General features: G+C 43.3%; 16 protein-coding genes. 12 read left to right on the top strand and 4 right to left on the bottom strand.

Features of this window, described 5'->3' with window-relative positions; all coding sequences use genetic code 11:
* The first annotated feature begins 163 nt into the window (after window positions 1-163).
* Window positions 164-1,081, top strand: coding sequence for a ribonuclease Z (rnz, locus tag PR795_RS15720; protein WP_154635936.1), 918 nt, complete (start codon window positions 164-166; stop codon window positions 1,079-1,081).
* A gap of 58 nt (window positions 1,082-1,139) precedes the next feature.
* Here the strand turns inward: rnz and PR795_RS15725 are convergent, their stop codons facing one another.
* Together PR795_RS15725 and deoC are read right to left on the bottom strand one after the other, a co-directional pair.
* Window positions 1,140-1,919 (bottom strand): DeoR family transcriptional regulator, encoded by a 780-nt coding sequence (locus PR795_RS15725; RefSeq protein WP_006663307.1) that lies wholly within the window; start codon window positions 1,917-1,919, stop codon window positions 1,140-1,142.
* Between the two features lie 46 nt (window positions 1,920-1,965).
* Window positions 1,966-2,634: a deoxyribose-phosphate aldolase gene (gene deoC, locus PR795_RS15730; RefSeq protein ID WP_006658293.1), complete on the bottom strand. Its 669-nt coding sequence runs from the start codon at window positions 2,632-2,634 to the stop codon at window positions 1,966-1,968.
* 182 nt (window positions 2,635-2,816) lie between these two features.
* On the opposite strand from deoC, the gene rbsK reads away from it, so the two are divergent.
* From rbsK to PR795_RS15745, 3 genes are all read left to right on the top strand, one after another.
* On the top strand, window positions 2,817-3,737 hold the full coding sequence (rbsK, locus tag PR795_RS15735) for a ribokinase (RefSeq protein WP_006663306.1): 921 nt from the start codon (window positions 2,817-2,819) through the stop codon (window positions 3,735-3,737).
* Window positions 3,738-3,897: 160 nt separating this feature from the next.
* Window positions 3,898-5,205, top strand: a complete 1,308-nt coding sequence (fucP, locus tag PR795_RS15740) for an L-fucose:H+ symporter permease (protein ID WP_006658295.1) — start codon at window positions 3,898-3,900, stop codon at window positions 5,203-5,205.
* Window positions 5,206-5,268: 63 nt separating this feature from the next.
* Window positions 5,269-6,285 (top strand): aldose 1-epimerase family protein, encoded by a 1,017-nt coding sequence (locus tag PR795_RS15745; protein WP_006663305.1) that lies wholly within the window; start codon window positions 5,269-5,271, stop codon window positions 6,283-6,285.
* Window positions 6,286-6,318: 33 nt separating this feature from the next.
* Here PR795_RS15745 and PR795_RS15750 read toward each other — a convergent pair whose 3' ends face one another.
* Entirely contained in the window at window positions 6,319-6,726 is a 408-nt protein-coding gene (locus PR795_RS15750) for a DUF2750 domain-containing protein (protein ID WP_181480551.1), read from the bottom strand.
* Between the two features lie 143 nt (window positions 6,727-6,869).
* On the opposite strand from PR795_RS15750, the gene PR795_RS15755 reads away from it, so the two are divergent.
* From PR795_RS15755 to PR795_RS15785, 7 genes are all read left to right on the top strand, one after another.
* Complete coding sequence (locus PR795_RS15755) at window positions 6,870-7,883, top strand: mechanosensitive ion channel family protein (protein ID WP_006658299.1); 1,014 nt, start codon at window positions 6,870-6,872, stop codon at window positions 7,881-7,883.
* A 272-nt stretch (window positions 7,884-8,155) separates the two neighbouring features.
* Window positions 8,156-10,315, top strand: coding sequence for an ornithine decarboxylase (locus tag PR795_RS15760; RefSeq protein ID WP_272516938.1), 2,160 nt, complete (start codon window positions 8,156-8,158; stop codon window positions 10,313-10,315).
* 98 nt (window positions 10,316-10,413) lie between these two features.
* The gene (uriH, locus tag PR795_RS15765) at window positions 10,414-11,349 is read left to right on the top strand and encodes a uridine-preferring nucleoside hydrolase UriH (protein WP_006663302.1); all 936 of its coding nucleotides are present in this window, start codon (window positions 10,414-10,416) and stop codon (window positions 11,347-11,349) included.
* A gap of 16 nt (window positions 11,350-11,365) precedes the next feature.
* Entirely contained in the window at window positions 11,366-11,839 is a 474-nt protein-coding gene (locus tag PR795_RS15770) for a DUF6882 domain-containing protein (protein ID WP_181480552.1), read from the top strand.
* Window positions 11,840-12,033: 194 nt separating this feature from the next.
* Complete coding sequence (locus tag PR795_RS15775; RefSeq protein WP_181480553.1) at window positions 12,034-12,645, top strand: hypothetical protein; 612 nt, start codon at window positions 12,034-12,036, stop codon at window positions 12,643-12,645.
* Between the two features lie 214 nt (window positions 12,646-12,859).
* Window positions 12,860-13,885, top strand: a complete 1,026-nt coding sequence (gene dusA, locus PR795_RS15780) for a tRNA dihydrouridine(20/20a) synthase DusA (protein ID WP_272516939.1) — start codon at window positions 12,860-12,862, stop codon at window positions 13,883-13,885.
* Between the two features lie 97 nt (window positions 13,886-13,982).
* Complete coding sequence (locus PR795_RS15785) at window positions 13,983-14,156, top strand: hypothetical protein (RefSeq protein ID WP_006663299.1); 174 nt, start codon at window positions 13,983-13,985, stop codon at window positions 14,154-14,156.
* 64 nt (window positions 14,157-14,220) lie between these two features.
* Here PR795_RS15785 and PR795_RS15790 read toward each other — a convergent pair whose 3' ends face one another.
* Window positions 14,221-15,204, bottom strand: coding sequence for a quinone oxidoreductase (locus tag PR795_RS15790; RefSeq protein ID WP_036959788.1), 984 nt, complete (start codon window positions 15,202-15,204; stop codon window positions 14,221-14,223).
* 212 nt (window positions 15,205-15,416) lie between these two features.
* On the opposite strand from PR795_RS15790, the gene dnaB reads away from it, so the two are divergent.
* Window positions 15,417-16,826 (top strand): replicative DNA helicase, encoded by a 1,410-nt coding sequence (gene dnaB, locus PR795_RS15795; protein ID WP_006658307.1) that lies wholly within the window; start codon window positions 15,417-15,419, stop codon window positions 16,824-16,826.
* Window positions 16,827-17,074 lie beyond the last annotated feature (248 nt).

A 17,074-nucleotide genomic window follows, 5' to 3' on the forward strand; every position in this document is an offset into this window, starting at 1 on the left:
ATTTGTTCGGTGGAAAAACAATGAATTCCATAAATTTTCTAAACGTGGTCACGACGAAAATGATAACAGTAAAAAGATGCTGAGAAAGACAGCTCTAGCCACGTTGGAAAAGTTTGGAATTGTATTTTAATAAAACAAAAACAAAGAGATAGATAGAGGAACGATGGAACTGACTTTCTTGGGTACTAGCGCAGGTGTGCCAACAAAAGAGCGCAATGTCACCAGCATAATATTAAATTTAGTCGGTATTCGTAAAGGTTACTGGCTGTTTGACTGTGGCGAAGGAACACAACATCGAATCTTAAATAGCCCCTTTAAAACCCCAAAAATCGAGAAGATTTTTATTACACATTTACACGGCGATCATATTTTTGGCTTACCTGGATTACTCTGTAGCCGGTCGATGGGAGGAGCCACAGACCCATTAACGCTATATGGACCAAAAGGCCTGAAGCAGTATGTGGAAATCGTTTTATCAGTGAGCGACTCCTTCATGACTTATCCTCTTGAAATTGTAGAAATTGAAGCAGGTGAGTTATTTGATGATGGGGAGCTAGTTGTCACAGCGTATCGGTTGGATCACCGCGTAGAATGTTATGGCTATCGTATTGAAGAACATCCAAAACCGGGGACGCTAAATGTGCAAAAACTGGAGCAAGATGGGATCCCTCGCGGACCTTGGATGCAGGCGCTGAAGAAGGGCGAAGTTATTGAGCTAGAAGATGGCCGCAGCGTGAATGGGGCTGACTACCTTGGTGAGCCGGTTGCAGGGAAGGTGGTCGCGATTTTTGGGGATACCACCCCAACACCAGAAGCGTTGCTATTGGCTAAAAATGCTAATGTGATGGTGCATGAAACCACGCTAGAAGTGGCGCTGGAGGTGAAAGCCAATGAGCATGGGCACTCTTCAACTCGCCAAGCCGCGCAATTGGCTAAGCAAGCAAATGTGAAACGGTTTATCGCCACACACTTAAGCGGACGTTATGGGCCCGCTGATCTTCCTCGCTTACTGGCGGAATGCCAAGCAGAATTTCCAGAAACTCAGATAGCTGAAGATTACTTGACGGTGAAAATTGAGTGAGAAAACAAATCGACACGGGTTCAAACGTGTCGATTTTGTTTTGATGAAATACCTCAGCCTAATAAATAACTTTAACAAACCCATTACGGCAGTATGTTTCGTATTCATCACTGAGTTGCCGGTTCGTGACAATCACATCAAATTGAGATAACTCTCCCATATTCGCCGTCGCCACTTCATCAAACAGATTGTAAGGCGCTAATAAAATCTTACGAATAGATTTTTCCATGCCTTTCTTTTTCATCGGTAAATCATCGAGATTATAGCAAGTCACCCCATAGGCACTGTGAACGCCAGTTGCGGACATAAACGCTTTTTTGGGGTTGATGGAATCCAATAAAGAAGGCAATGTTGGGCTGTAAAAAGAGTCACTTTTGGGGCGATATTCCCCACCACAGAGCAGAGCGGTAGCATTCTTTTTCTGGCTTAAAGCAAGGAAAACGTTATGGGAGTAACAAATTCCAGTAAAGCTTATCTCTTCAGGGATCAAGGCGATCAAGGTGGCCATTTCAATGCCATTATCGAAAAAGATCACATCGTCTTCGCTGACCATACTGGCGGCTAGATTTGGAATATACAGATCTTCAGTTTGGTCTGGTGTGAAAATATCGGCATGAGGCTCATGAGGAGTTAAAGCGGCAGGTTGAGTGACAGAAACAATATAGCCACCAAGCAGTGACATTGGAATGGGACCTTCAGTATCGGCATTGAGATCTCGACGAATAGTCATTTCAGAAACTTCGAGTATTCTCGCTGCCTCTTTAAGGTGAATGCGTCCTGAACGTTTAATACATTCACTTAATCGGCGAAGGCGTTCTTTTTGTTTAGTTTCTATCACCCTGCAATCCTTTTTATGATGGCGCGGACGAACCGCGCCCCGTTGTTTAGTAGTCACTTGGAGTGGTATTTTCTCCAGTCACAATAGCGACACTCGCGCTTGCACCAACGCGGTTAGCACCAGCTTCAATCATCTTAATTGCGGTTTCACGCGTACGTACACCACCGGATGCTTTGACGCCAATTTCATTGCCAACCACTTTACGCATTAAAGCGACGTGATGCTCAGTGGCACCCATTGTACTGAATCCTGTTGAAGTTTTCACAAATCCAACGTTAATTGTGCGGCAAATTTCACAAACCTGTGTGATTTCTTCATCAGTTAACAGGCAAGTTTCGAGGATCACTTTCAGTGTTGCCTTACCACAAGCCGCAAAAACGGCTTCAATATCTTGACGAACAAAGTCTAAATCACCACTTTTTAGCATACCAACGTTGATGACCATATCCACTTCATCGGCACCACGGCGAACAGCTTCAGCGGCTTCAAATGCTTTAGCTTCTGTTAAACATGCACCTAATGGGAAGCCTACGACACAGCACACCATCACATCGCTATCTTTTAAACATTCACTTGCTAAAGGTACATAGCCGGTGTTAACACACACAGAGGCAAAATGATATTGTGCGGCTTCTGCACATAACGTTTTGATATCATTAACCGTTGCGTTAGCAGCCAATAAAGTATGATCGATATATTTCGCTAAATCTTGCATTTTAAACCTTCCTATATGACGTTTTCAGAATAGATGTGGAATAGGTAACAAAGAATGAGGAAATGTGGCAGATATAACACTTGATCATTCGTTATTCGAGATCCTAATCACAAATGATATTTTTGCAACATGATAATGTTAGGATTATATCATTATGTGATTTATTTAACACGAGGGACATCATGGATATAGCAGTTATCGGTTCAAACATGGTCGATTTGATCACCTACATTGATCAAATGCCAAAAGAAGGGGAAACCCTCGAAGCCCCAGCCTTCAAAATCGGTTGTGGCGGTAAAGGGGCAAACCAAGCTGTTGCCGCAGCAAAGTTAAACTCTAAAGTGATTATGCTAACTAAAGTTGGAGACGATATTTTTGCGGATAACACCATCCGTAATCTTGAGTCTTATGGCATCAATACTCGCTATGTAGAAAAAGTACCATGCACCTCAAGCGGTGTCGCACCGATTTTTGTTAACCAAAATTCGTCTAACAGTATTTTGATTGTTAAAGGGGCGAATAAGTTTTTATCCCCAGAAGATATCGACCGCGCCGCGGAAGATCTGAAAAAGTGCAAACTGATCGTATTGCAGCTGGAAGTGCAGCTGGAAACGGTTTACCACGCGATTGCCTTCGGTAATAAGCACAACATTCCTGTGTTACTTAACCCAGCACCCGCACAACGCGCACTGGATTTAGATTACGCATGTCGTTGTGATTTCTTTGTACCGAATGAAACCGAGTTAGAAATTCTGACCAACATGCCTGTGGATACCATGGATAACGTGCGTCGTGCCGCACAATCCCTGTTAGACAAAGGTCTGAAAAACCTGATTGTCACTTTAGGCGACAAAGGTGCGCTATGGATGACTCGCGACAGTGAGTTATTTATTCCGGCTATCAAAGTCAATGCAATTGACACTAGTGGTGCTGGCGATGCGTTTATCGGTTGTTTCTCTCATTACTATGTTCACACCGGAAACATCGAAGAAGCGATGAAAAAAGCGGTTCTATTTTCAGCCTTCAGCGTAACAGGAAAAGGCACGCAATCTTCTTATCCAAGTATCGAGCAGTTCAGTGAGTTTGTGCAGTTGAATAATTAGTTCTAACCATCTTTCAAGCGCCAGAAGCATTACCTGTACCCACAATATTTGCTCTGAATTTGAATGATGTTGAGCATGACCGGTTGAAATGAAGGTTGCCATTAGAGCAAAAAGCCCGTTTAACCGGTTAAAAATATTATAAAAACGATTAAGGGTTACTATGAACATCAAGAACATCACTCAGTTACCTGATGGGTACCTGAATAAGACACCTATATTCCAATTTATCCTGCTTTCCTGCTTATTTCCGCTTTGGGGATGCGCAGCAGCATTGAACGATATTTTAATCACACAGTTTAAAAGCGTCTTTGAACTCAGTAACTTTGCTTCTGCATTAGTGCAAAGCGCGTTCTATGGTGGTTACTTTTTGATTGCGATCCCTGCGTCATTAGTGATCAAAAAAACCAGTTATAAATACGCGATTATGATCGGATTGATCTTGTATATTGCGGGTTGTTCCATGTTTTTCCCAGCATCACACATGGCAACTTACACTATGTTCTTAGCGGCGATTTTTGCTATCGCGATTGGTTTAAGCTTCCTTGAAACCGCAGCCAATACTTACAGTTCCATGATCGGTCCAAAACAGTACGCGACACTGCGTCTGAATATCAGCCAAACCTTCTACCCAATTGGTGCCGCAGGTGGGATTTTACTGGGCAAATATTTAGTTTTCTCGGAAGGGGAAAGCCTACAAAGCCAAATGGCAGGAATGGATGCGACTCAAATCCATGAATTCCGTTTAGCCATGCTGGAAAACACCCTTGAACCATACCGTTATATGATCATGGTATTGGTTGTGGTGATGATCCTGTTTTTACTGACGAAATTCCCGAAATGTAAAGTGGCAGAAACTGCGGAACATAAACGTCCTTCTGCACTGGATACCTTAAAATATTTAGCTAAAAACAGTCGCTTTAGAAAAGGGATCATCGCCCAGTTCCTATATGTGGGAATGCAAGTTGCTGTTTGGTCGTTCACCATCCGTTTAGCGCTAGAAATGGGGGATATCAACGAGCGAGATGCCTCTAACTTTATGGTGTACAGCTTCGCCTGTTTCTTTATTGGTAAATTTATTGCCAACATCTTAATGACTCGCTTTAACGCTGATAAAGTACTGATTATTTATTCGATTATTGGTGTGCTGTTCCTGGTGTATGTGGCCTTTATGCCGAGCTTCACTGCAGTGTATGCGGCGGTATTAGTGAGCATTCTGTTTGGACCATGCTGGGCAACTATCTATGCTGGTACGCTGGAAACGGTCGATAATGAACATACCGAAATGGCGGGTGCAGTGATTGTGATGGCGATTGTCGGCGCGGCAGTTGTACCTGCAATCCAAGGCTATGTCGCGGATATCACTCACTCTCTGCAACTCTCTTTCTTAGTCTCAATGCTGTGCTTCGTCTACGTGGGCATCTATTTCGTCGGCGAACGTCGCTTTAAAGCGAAACAACAAGCCAAATAATTCGCTATTGCTCAGGGTAGGCGTTGTGCCTACCCATCTTTACTTCAAACCGTGAGTATGACAATGAACACAATTATCCCGTTACATAAACGCTTATTTACGGAAAAACCGACCTTAGTTTTGAAAAATAGCCAGTTTTCCGTTTCCGCCTTTGTTTACCAATCTGGCGTGCAAGGGCTGCGGGTTGAAAACTCGCAGGGGCACTTAACCATTTTGCCATTTTTAGGGCAGATGATTTGGGATGCTGAATTTTGCGGGCAAAATCTGAAAATGGAAAATATGTTTTCAGAACCCAAGCCTGTTCCAACCGTAATTGAAACCTATGGCTGCTTCGCTTTCCATTCTGGATTAATCAGTAATGGTTGCCCATCGCCAGAAGATAATCACCCATTACACGGGGAAATGCCCTGCGCACCAATGGATAGCGCATGGCTTGAATTGACTGAAACCAGCCTTAAAGTGTGCGGTGAATATGAGTATGTGATGGGCTTTGGTCACCATTATCGTGCCGCGCCATCCGTACAATTAAATGCGGATAGTGCACTGTTTGATATTCACATGTCAGTGACTAACTTAGCGTCTGTACCAATGCCGCTTCAATATATGTGCCATATGAACTACGCCTATGTGGATGATGCCACCTTGACGCAAAATATTCCTGAGCAGGCAATTAAGTTGCGGGAGTCTATTCCGGGGCATGTACACCCAACTCAAAAATGGCTCGATTTTAACCAAGCGCTCAAGTCTGGAGAGGTGACGCTAAATCAATTAAATCAGCCGCAGATGTGTGACCCTGAGATTGTCTTCTTTATGGATAATTTGAGCCAATACACTGCCAGTCCTGAATTTAAAATGCGGTCACCAGCAGGCAATACCTTTGTAACTCGTTTTAAATCGAATGAGCTAAATTATGCGACACGCTGGATTTTATATAATGGTGATCAAAAAGTAGGGGCCTTTGTGTTACCTGCAACCTGCCGCCCTGAAGGGTTTATTGCCGCTAAAAATAACCAGACGCTGATTTGGTTAGAAGCCGGAGAAAACCGTCAATTTACGGTGACAACGGGTGTAGAGCAGTAACTTTTTTTACTAAGGCTGCCGTTGAGCAGCCTTTTATTCATATTGTTGACACTCTTCTTGTAAGTCATCAAGTAAGCTTTGTGCAGCAAATATAGGAGTGCTTTTCACATTCGGTAACATCATGATTGCCGTTTGAATATTGGCACTTGCCATATCTGGTAAGATTTCTGTCATCAAATGTTCTAGTGTCATCGGTAGCGGATAACATTCTGCCCATTCATCCGTCAAACACAGTTCTACGTACTCTTTCGCAGCCCATAGCGGTAAAAATAAGCGGTGGTCATCATTCTGCGCGGTTACTAATCCATCATGGTTAGTTAATGTCCAAACCTGTTCCCAATCAGCAACTTTGCCAACAAAATAGAGATATCGGCGATGAGGGGAGAGCAATAGAACATTGTTGATCTCTTGCTCTTTAGGCGAAAAATAGGCGCTATTCATTATTGGATTACCTAAAAAGTAATTGATAATTATTGAGATAACTAGGTGAATAATTGTTATCTTAGCAGTTATTCACTCACTATTTAGAGTGTTATATTTTACACAGCAAATTAGTTTTCAATGTCAGTTTAGGGCAATAAGACATGATAGAAGCACTACTCGAAAAATATGCCATTGGCATGACCATCATTGCCGTTTGTTTAGCCTTGTATTTGTTTTTCGAGGTTTTACATAAGCGACATAAACATAAGCGAAAAAGCATTTTGGTGCATGGCATTCAGACCATGGTTCTATGTGTAATGGTGCTAGTGGCAGCACAATCTATCGATATGGCAACCAGTGATTTTGATTTAACCTTTATCTCGACATCACTAATTAACTTAATTGCCATATCGGTGATTGCATTAATTATCACGCGAAAATTCTTTCAGTTGGTTAACCGCCTTGAAAAGAAACAGATTAAAAAAGGGAGTGACCCTACCTCCGCACGTATCATTGCTCGAGTGTTTAAGACCGCCGTCATTGTCATTATTATACTGTTATTTGGCGAACATTTTGGCATGAGCCTATCAGGATTAATGGCATTTGGCGGCATTGGCGGTATCGCTATCGGTATGGCGGGTAAAGATATCCTGAGTAACTTTTTCTCTGGGATCATGCTGTACTTTGATCGTCCGTTCAATATAGGAGATTGGGTCAGTTCACCGGATAGAAATATCGAAGGTACGGTGGTGGAGATTGGCTGGCGCATCACTAAGATTGTCACTTTTGACCATCGCCCGCTGTATATTCCCAACTCACTGTTTTCCTCTATTAGTGTTGAAAACCCAGGACGAATGACCAATCGACGAATAAAAACGGAAATCGGTTTACGTTATGAGGATGCCGACAAGATCAGTGCGATTGTGGACGATATCCGTACAATGCTGAAGCAAGATGAGAACATCGATACTGGGCAAACAATATTGGTTTATTTCGATGCGTTTGCCGATTCTTCCCTGAATATTATGGTGTATTGTTTCACCAAAACGACGGTTTGGGCGGAATGGTTAGATGCTCAGCAAGCGGTTTACTTGAAAATTATTGAGATAGTAAAAAGCCACAATGCGGACTTTGCGTATCCATCTCAAACGCTGTATGTGGAAAGAAACAAGTAACCTCGTTATCCTCGACAGTTAACCGACTGATTCACTACTGAGAGTGTTTGTTTCGGTCGGTTAATCTGCAAATAATTTATTTTTTATGGTTTATGCTTAAAAAGCCAGCCTGTCTGTGCTTAAATTTTTATGCGATTAACCAGTGAGTTATAAAAAATATTTAACCTAGGCAAAACTGAATAATTTTGCATTAATTCTGACTATTTCAATCTCAGTATCTATCAAGTATATTGAGCCCCTCTTTACCTCAGCTAACCAAGAGCCAGACTGCTATGAAGAAAATCAATGTGGCATGTAGCCAGGGGGTCGCTATCTATTTTACCGGTCATTTCCAGTGGGTAGATATTCGCGATGCACAGTTAAATAATATTGCTGCGGTTGTGCTTTCTGAACAAGATGCCAACCAAGGACTGTGGAAGAGAGTTGCTGACAGTAAACTCAGTATTCCGCTGTTTGTCATTAGTGATAAACAGCTACCGGACAATGCCTCAATACCTGATTATTTAACCGCGCTCTTACCGCCAGCACCTGCTGCGCGTGAAGAAAATAGCCGCCAGTTACGTGATGCTGCAAACCAATATCTTGAGCAGTTATTACCGCCATTTTTTGCACGCATGATGGACTACGCCGCGGGTCATAATGTGACGTTTGCATGCCCAGGGCACCAAGGCGGACAATTTTTCCGTCGCCACCCAACTGGCGAGCAGTTTTATCAATTCTACGGTGAAAACCTCTTTCGTACTGATTTGTGTAACGCCGATGTGGCGATGGGGGATTTGCTGATCCACGAAGGTGCTGCAAAAGAAGCCCAGAAATTTGCCGCGAAAGTCTTTAATGCGGATAAAACGTACTTTGTGCTGAATGGCACTTCATCATCCAATAAAGTGGTGCTGAATGCCTTATTAACACCAGGTGATTTAGTGCTGTTTGACCGCAATAACCATAAATCTAACCATCATGGCGCCCTGATCCAAGCGGGGGCAACACCCGTTTATCTAGAAACGGCACGTAACCCATTTGGTTTTATTGGCGGGATTGATGCTCATTGTTTTACCGAAAGCTATCTGCGTAATGCGGTAAACGACGTGATGCCAGAAAAAGCGCAGCTTGAAAAACCGTTTCGCCTTGCCGTGATCCAGCTTGGCACCTATGACGGCACGGTGTACAACGCAAGGCAAGTGGTGGATAAAATTGGGCACCTTTGCGAATACATTCTATTTGACTCTGCATGGGTGGGTTATGAACAGTTTATTCCGATGATGCGCCAATGCTCGCCTTTATTACTGGAATTGAATGAAAATGATCCCGGCATCATGGTGACGCAATCTGTTCACAAGCAGTTAGCTGGTTTTTCGCAAGCTTCACAGATCCATAAAAAAGATAATCATATCAAAGGACAGGATCGCTTTGTCTCCCATAAAAAGCTGAATAACGCATTTATGATGCATGCCTCTACTAGCCCGTTTTATCCGCTATTTGCCTCACTCGATGTGAACGCACGTATGCACCAAGGTGCGGCGGGAGAAATGATGTGGATGGAGTGTGTGAGGCAAGGAATTGAGGTACGCAAATCCATTATTCAACACTGCCGTCACTTTAGGCCGTTTGTGCCTGATCTCGTGGATGGCAAGCCGTGGCATGAATATCCAACCGAACAAATTGCGTCGGAGCAGCGCTTTTTTAATTTTATACCTAAAGAGCGTTGGCATGCCTTTGATGGCTACGCGCAAGATCAATATTTCGTTGATCCTTGCAAGCTGATGCTGACGACACCGGGGATTGATGTAGAAAGTGGGGAGTATGAATCTTTCGGGGTGCCTGCCACGATTTTGGCGCATTTTCTGCGTGAACATGGTGTGATCCCTGAAAAATGTGATTTAAACTCGATTCTATTCCTGCTAACACCTGCTGAATCTCGTGAAAAGCTCGAGTTGTTGGTGTCCCACCTAGTACGATTTGAACAACTTTTGGATGAAGATGCGTTATTGGAAGACGTTTTACCTTCAGTGTATCAGCGTTATCAAGATCAGTATCAAGGTTACACTTTACGTCGATTATGCCAAGAAATGCATCAATTGAGCGTAGATTTCAATATTAAGCAGCTACAAAAAGAGATGTTCCGTAAGGCGCATTTTCCACAAGTCAAAATGAACCCACAACAGGCTCATGTTGAGTTTATTCGTGGCAATGTGGAACTATTGCCGCTGGATGAGTTAGAAGGGCGTATTGCCGCAGAAGGGGCATTACCTTATCCACCAGGAGTACTGTGTGTTGTGCCGGGGGAAGTGTGGGCAGGTCCAGTCTTGCAATACTTTAAGGCGTTAGAGGCCGGAATTAATGCGTTACCCGGTTTTGCGCCAGAGTTACAAGGTGTCTATATCTCGAAAAATGAAGATGGACCAAAACGCGTGTATGCGCATGTTTTGAAATAAATTTATTCGTATTCAGACATCACGCATAGATTTTGCCGAATGAGATAGTTAAATTGGGATCCGCAAATGTGGATCCCGATTGACGATAAGGCAACCCTATGACGAAAAAGATTATTCTCGACTGTGACCCTGGGCATGACGATGCTATCGCTATGCTACTGGCTTACGGTAATCCAGACATCGATTTACTCGCCGTCACCACGGTTGCAGGCAACCAAACCCTTGAAAAAGTCACCCGCAACGCACTCGCAATCGCTGAAATGGCGAATATTCGCGGCATTCCTTTTGCGGCAGGCTCCGCACGTCCCTTAGTGCGAGAAGTGGAAGTTGCACCGGATATTCACGGAGACTCTGGATTAGATGGCCCAGAGTTACCGACGCCAACGCTGTCATTAGATGGGCGTCACGGAGTGAATCTGATCATTGATACCATTATGTCCCACCCGCCAAAAACCATTACGCTGGTTCCCACCGGTGCGTTAACCAATATCGCTTTAGCAGCAAGATTGGAGCCACGGATAGTTGAACGAGTGAAAGAGGTCGTGCTGATGGGGGGCGGTTACCATGTAGGAAACTGGAGCCCAGTAGCTGAGTTTAATATCAAGATTGACCCTGAGGCAGCACACATTGTTTTCAATGAGAAATGGCCTCTGACGATGGTTGGATTAGATTTAACTCATCAAGCATTGGCAACTGAAGATGTGGTCGCAAAAATCGCTCAAATTGATACGCAATGTTCGCAGTTTGTTGTCGAATTATTGGATTTCTTTGGGAAAATGTACAAACAGGCACAAGGTTTTGATGCGCCGCCAGTGCATGATCCTTGCGCGGTTGCCTATGTTATTGACCCTTCCGTCATGACCACGCAGAAAGTCCCTGTGGATATTGAATTGACGGGAACACTCACGCTTGGAATGACTGTGGCAGATTTTCGCCATCCAGCCCCAGCGGATTGCCACACGCAGGTAGCGGTAAAATTAGACCGCGACAAGTTTTGGCAAATGGTCATCGACGCACTGAAAAATATTGGTTAATGGGATTGTATTTAACATGAATAGTGAATTAGAACAGATGCCTTACGAGGCATTAATCGAACGCAGCATGAATTCCCTGCAACTGAAAAACCAGTTCCATTGTGATAATTGGAAACTGGACGAAGCCAGTTGGTCGGTGGATCAAGATGAAGGCACCATTATTTTTCATGCGCCAGATAATGTGATGGCCACTGCACCAGTGCAAATTATCGGGACATATGACCAAAATGTGGGTAGTTGGATGTGGGGCTGGGCTAATAGCTCCATTGAAGAGTCATTAATGCGAGATGCAATTGTGGTTAAAGTTTACGGTGAACGGCAAGATAATAGCTTGCTGACTTCCCGTGTGAGCGATATCGAAGAGTATGATGCATGGCAGTTGGCGGCACTGGCATGTGAGTTGAATGAGCAGCAAGGTGTTTATCGCGGCGTTGCAGGCAGCACACTGATTTTTATGACTTTCGGTCAAGTTTCCCTCCAAAAAATATAAACCAGAAGCGCCTTTTTTATTGTTGATAAAAAGGGCGTCAGGTTTCAGTCTGTTTATTCTTGTTAGCTAAATGATTAGCTTGCTAATTTTTATTCAGAAAAAGTGTTTTTCTATATGCGTTATATTCAGAAAATAAGAAAGTATTGGAACGTACATATTTTCTATTTTTTCATGAAACGCATAAGGAACCTTACATGTACGAAGGTCAACAACCGGAAAAGGCATTACCTGAGAGCGCACAACTGCAATGGGTTATCCAAGGGATGGGGGCTTACAATACCCTCAAAGTCACACTAGAAAATCACATAACGAATATCACGAACAAAGTAGATAGCAATCATGAAATTCTGAAGGAAAAATTGGATGATAAGCATGATTCTGCTTTGGCAAGAATGGATGATAGGTGTGGTGTTTTGCAAGAAAAAATAGATGCTTTACAAATAAAAATGGATGAGCGATGCAACTCTTTGCAAGAGAAGATGGATGAACGGTGTAATGCCTTACAAACAAAAATGGATGAGCGATGTGATGCTTTGCAAACAAGGATGGATGAGAGATGTAGTGCTTTGCAAGAAAAAATGGATGAGAGATGTAGTGCTTTGCAAGCAAGAATGGATATTCGATGTGATGTTTTGCAAGAAAAGATAGATGATAAATATAATATATTAGTTCAGTCTATTTTGAGATCAGAGCAATCAGTTCTTAACCAGATTAAGGATATGCAATCCGCTAATTTAAAATGGTTTATTGGGATTATTGTTGGTACAGGCATTGCATTTTATAAAGTATTTACCATGAGCCCATGAGGTTGAAATCCAGCCAACTTCTTCTTGCTTTTTAATGAGTTGAATATCGATAGATCATTATTAAAACAAAAATCCCAGAAAGTTGCTTAATTCCTCGAAAATGATCCGCACAGTTTATTATGACAAAAGAAAGCCAGCTGTTAAAATGCGGCTTTCTTTTGCTATTTCACAACAGCATAAGCCTTAAATTCGATATCAACGCCAAAAGACCAACATGCAACAAAATCAAACGATAGAACAAAATACACCATCAACAATTGGTGGTTACAAAAACCTTAACCGTTTTTCGGTTGCACCAATGCTGGATTGGACCGACCGTCATTGCCGTTACTTCCATCGCTTATTAACGAAAAATACGTTGTTGTATACGGAAATGGTGACAACAGGTGCGATTATTTATGGCAAAGGCGATTACCTAGCTTACAGTGAAGAAGAGCATCCTGTCTCTTTACAATTGGGGGGCAGTGACCCCGTCGCACTCGCTCAATGTGCCAAACTTGCCGAAGAACGCGGTTACGATGAAATTAACCTAAACGTCGGTTGCCCATCAGATCGCGTACAGAATGGTCGTTTTGGCGCGTGCTTGATGGCGGATGCTCAGCTGGTGGCAGACTGTGTAAAAGCGATGCGTGATGTGGTTTCTATCCCTGTTACGGTGAAAACGCGTATTGGGATTGATGAGCAAGATAGTTACAAATTCTTATGTGAATTTATCGATACAGTCTCTACAAAAGGTGACTGTGAGATGTTTATTATCCATGCACGTAAAGCGTGGTTATCAGGTTTAAGCCCGAAAGAAAACCGTGAAATTCCACCATTAGATTACCCGCGGGTATATCAATTAAAGCGTGATTTTCCTCATTTAACGATGGCGATAAATGGCGGAATTAAGACCCTTGAAGAAGCTAAAGAGCATTTAAAATATTTGGATGGTGTAATGGTTGGGCGCGAAGCGTATCAAAATCCGTCTATTTTAACCGCAGTAGATAATCAATTGTTTGATGAAAATATGCCTATTGTTGATAGCGTTGCGGCGGTGCGCAGTATGTATCCGTATATCGAAAATGAGCTCTCTAAAGGCGCTTATTTAGGGCACATGACTCGCCATATGTTAGGGATTTTCCAAGGTATTCCAGGGGCTCGCCAGTGGCGTCGTCATTTAAGTGAAAATGCTCATAAACAAGGCGCAGATCTCTCTGTGGTTGAACAAGCCCTCGCATTTGTGACGCGTGGCGAGTAAATATTACTTAAATGGAATTTTGATTTTTATTGATGCTGACCGAATAATATTATCTGCATGTTATGATTAAATTCATTTAATCAATAGGAAGATGCGGATGAAAAGATTAATGACAGCTTCGTTGCTACTGCTGGTTGCTGGGTGCTCAAGTTCAGGTGGACAAATGCGGGAACCACCAAAGCAGGATCCTTATGAGGGAACAGTGTACAACACCATTAAAGAGAACCAGCAAATCTATAAAGATCAGCAGGCTCATAAAGGACACTATTAGTTAAAATTGAAATTATCAGACATTTAAAAGCGCCAGTTATCGCAGACTGGCGCTTTTTTATTGATTAAGGAATTAGCAGACTAGAGCCTTGGGTTTTGCGTTGTTCCAGTGTTTGGTGTGCTTTTTGCACATCTTTCAGCGCAAAAATTTGTGATGAAGGAACATCCACATTGAGTTTGCCACTTAAAATCATATCAAACAGAGCTTTACTTGCTTGGTTTAACTCTTCTCTGTTAGTGACATAACCGCCAAGTGATGGGCGGGTTACATACAGGGAACCTTTTTGATTTAAGATCCCTAAATTAACACCCGTCACGGCACCTGAGGCATTACCAAAGCTTACCATTAAGCCCCGACGTTTCAGTGAGTCTAAAGAGGCTAGCCAAGTTGCCTGACCTACTGAGTCATACACCACATTGACTTTTTCACCCTGCGTAATTTCTTTCACACGCTCAGCAATATTTTCGGTTTGGTAATTAATGACTTCCCATGCGCCTGCGGCTTTCGCACGCTGCGCTTTCTCGTCTGAGCCAACGGTACCAATCATTTTTGCGCCTAACGCTTTTGCCCATTGGCAGGCGATTAAGCCCACGCCGCCAGCGGCAGCATGGAATAAGAAAATTTCATCTTTTTGAATTTGGTAGGTTTGGTTTAGCAGGTAATAAACAGTCATTCCTTTCAATGAGCAGGCCGCGGCTTGCTCAAACGTAATGCCATCTGGGAGATGTGCAACCGCACTTTCGGGAACATTATGCACTTCGCTATAAGCGCCTAATGGACCTTGAGCATAAACGACGCGGTCACCCGGTTTGAAACCGGTTACTTGAGAGCCGGTTTTAACGATGACGCCAGCGGCTTCAGTACCAAGCCCACATGGCAAGCTTGCAACTGGGTATAACCCACTACGAACGTAAGTATCAATAAAGTTGATGCCAATTGCGCGGTTTTCAATTTGAATTTCGTTTTCCGCAGGAGCGTTCGGGGAATAGTCAACAAAATTGAGAACTTCAGGACCACCATGTTGCGAAAATTCAATACGTTTTGCCATGATCATCTCCAATGGGTGAGTTTGTTTTTATTAACAGTATCAATAGCGCCATCATAACGCGATGCTTTAATAAGAAGAATTATCGGTTTGTGCGCTGCGTTAAGATAGCGGCTGTAATAATATCTTGTATAGATAACAAGAAAGACGCCACATGACACCTCAGATTGGCGTATACTAACTGTTGGTTAATTATAGACGTGGATATTTCAAGTATGGCTAAAAAACCCTCCTCAGATTACAAGACAAACCCACCGCGCGATCAGCAAATGGAAGGATTAAAACTTCCACCGCACTCTATCGAAGCGGAACAGTCTGTATTGGGGGGACTGATGTTGGACAACGAACGTTGGGACACCGTATCAGAGCGTGTCACTTCAGCCGATTTTTTTAGCCGCCCTCACCGTACTATCTTCGGGCAAATGCAAATCCTGCTGGAGCAGGGCAAGCCGATAGACTTGATCACATTGTCAGAATCCCTTGAGCAACAGGGTGAATTGGACAGTGTGGGGGGCTTTGCATACTTAGCCGAATTATCAAAAAACACCCCAAGTGCGGCGAACATCAATGCTTATGCGGATATCGTCCGTGAACGTGCAATTGTACGCGATATGATTTCTGTCGCTAATGACATCGCGGACGCGGGGTATGATCCTCAAGGGCGTAGTAGTGAAGATTTATTAGATTTCGCAGAGTCCAAAGTTTTCCAAATTGCGGAATCGCGAGCGAATAAAGATGAAGGTCCAAAAGGGATTGAAGCAATCTTGTCGGAAACGGTTGAAAAAATCGAACAGCTCTATCAGCAACCTCACGATGGGGTGACTGGGGTTTCTACTGGTTACCAAGATTTAGACAAGAAAACCGCAGGGTTACAAGGTTCTGACTTAATTATTGTTGCTGCACGTCCATCAATGGGTAAAACCACATTTGCGATGAACTTGTGTGAAAATGCGGCAATGACCGAAGAAAAGCCAGTTCTTATCTTCAGCTTAGAGATGCCAGGTAACCAGATCATGATGCGTATGTTAGCGTCACTTTCCCGTGTCGACCAAACTCGTATTCGTACAGGGCAGCTTGATGATGAAGATTGGGCACGCATCTCGAGCACCATGGGCATATTGATGGAAAAACGCAATATGTATATCGATGACTCTTCGGGACTCACACCAACGGAAGTACGTTCTCGTGCACGGCGAATCTACCGTGAACATGGTGGATTAAGTCTGATCATGATCGATTACCTACAGTTAATGCGAGTGCCTGCTTTGTCGGATAACCGAACGTTAGAAATTGCAGAAATTTCTCGCTCTCTCAAAGCATTAGCTAAAGAATTGAATGTACCTGTTGTCGCGCTTTCTCAGCTAAACCGTAGTTTGGAGCAACGTGCGGATAAACGCCCAGTGAACTCCGACTTACGTGAATCCGGCTCCATCGAGCAAGATGCTGACTTAATTATGTTTATCTATCGTGACGAGGTCTATCACGACAACAGCGACCTCAAAGGGGTTGCTGAAATTATTTTAGGTAAACAGCGTAATGGTCCTATCGGGACGGTAAGATTGACGTTTAATGGGCAGTGGTCGCGGTTTGATAATTATGCGGGGCCGGCCTACGACGACGAATAACCTAACCTCGTCATACTTCATACTGTGGCGTTGTTGGCTGCGTTCGCTAACCTGAGTCACATACTTATGTATGTTCCCCAGGCTTAGCTTCTCTTGCCGTCTAGCCACAGTGCGAATTATTTAGAGGTTGGTAAGCTCGTCATATTTTGAGCTGTAGCTGTGTTGGTTGCTCTCAGCAACCCTAGTCACATACTTGTGTATGCTCCTAGGGATAGCTTCGTTTACCGCCTTGCTACAGTTCAAACTAT

Source organism: Providencia sp. PROV209, assembly GCF_028479485.1.
GTDB classification, from domain to species: Bacteria; Pseudomonadota; Gammaproteobacteria; order Enterobacterales; family Enterobacteriaceae; genus Providencia; species Providencia alcalifaciens.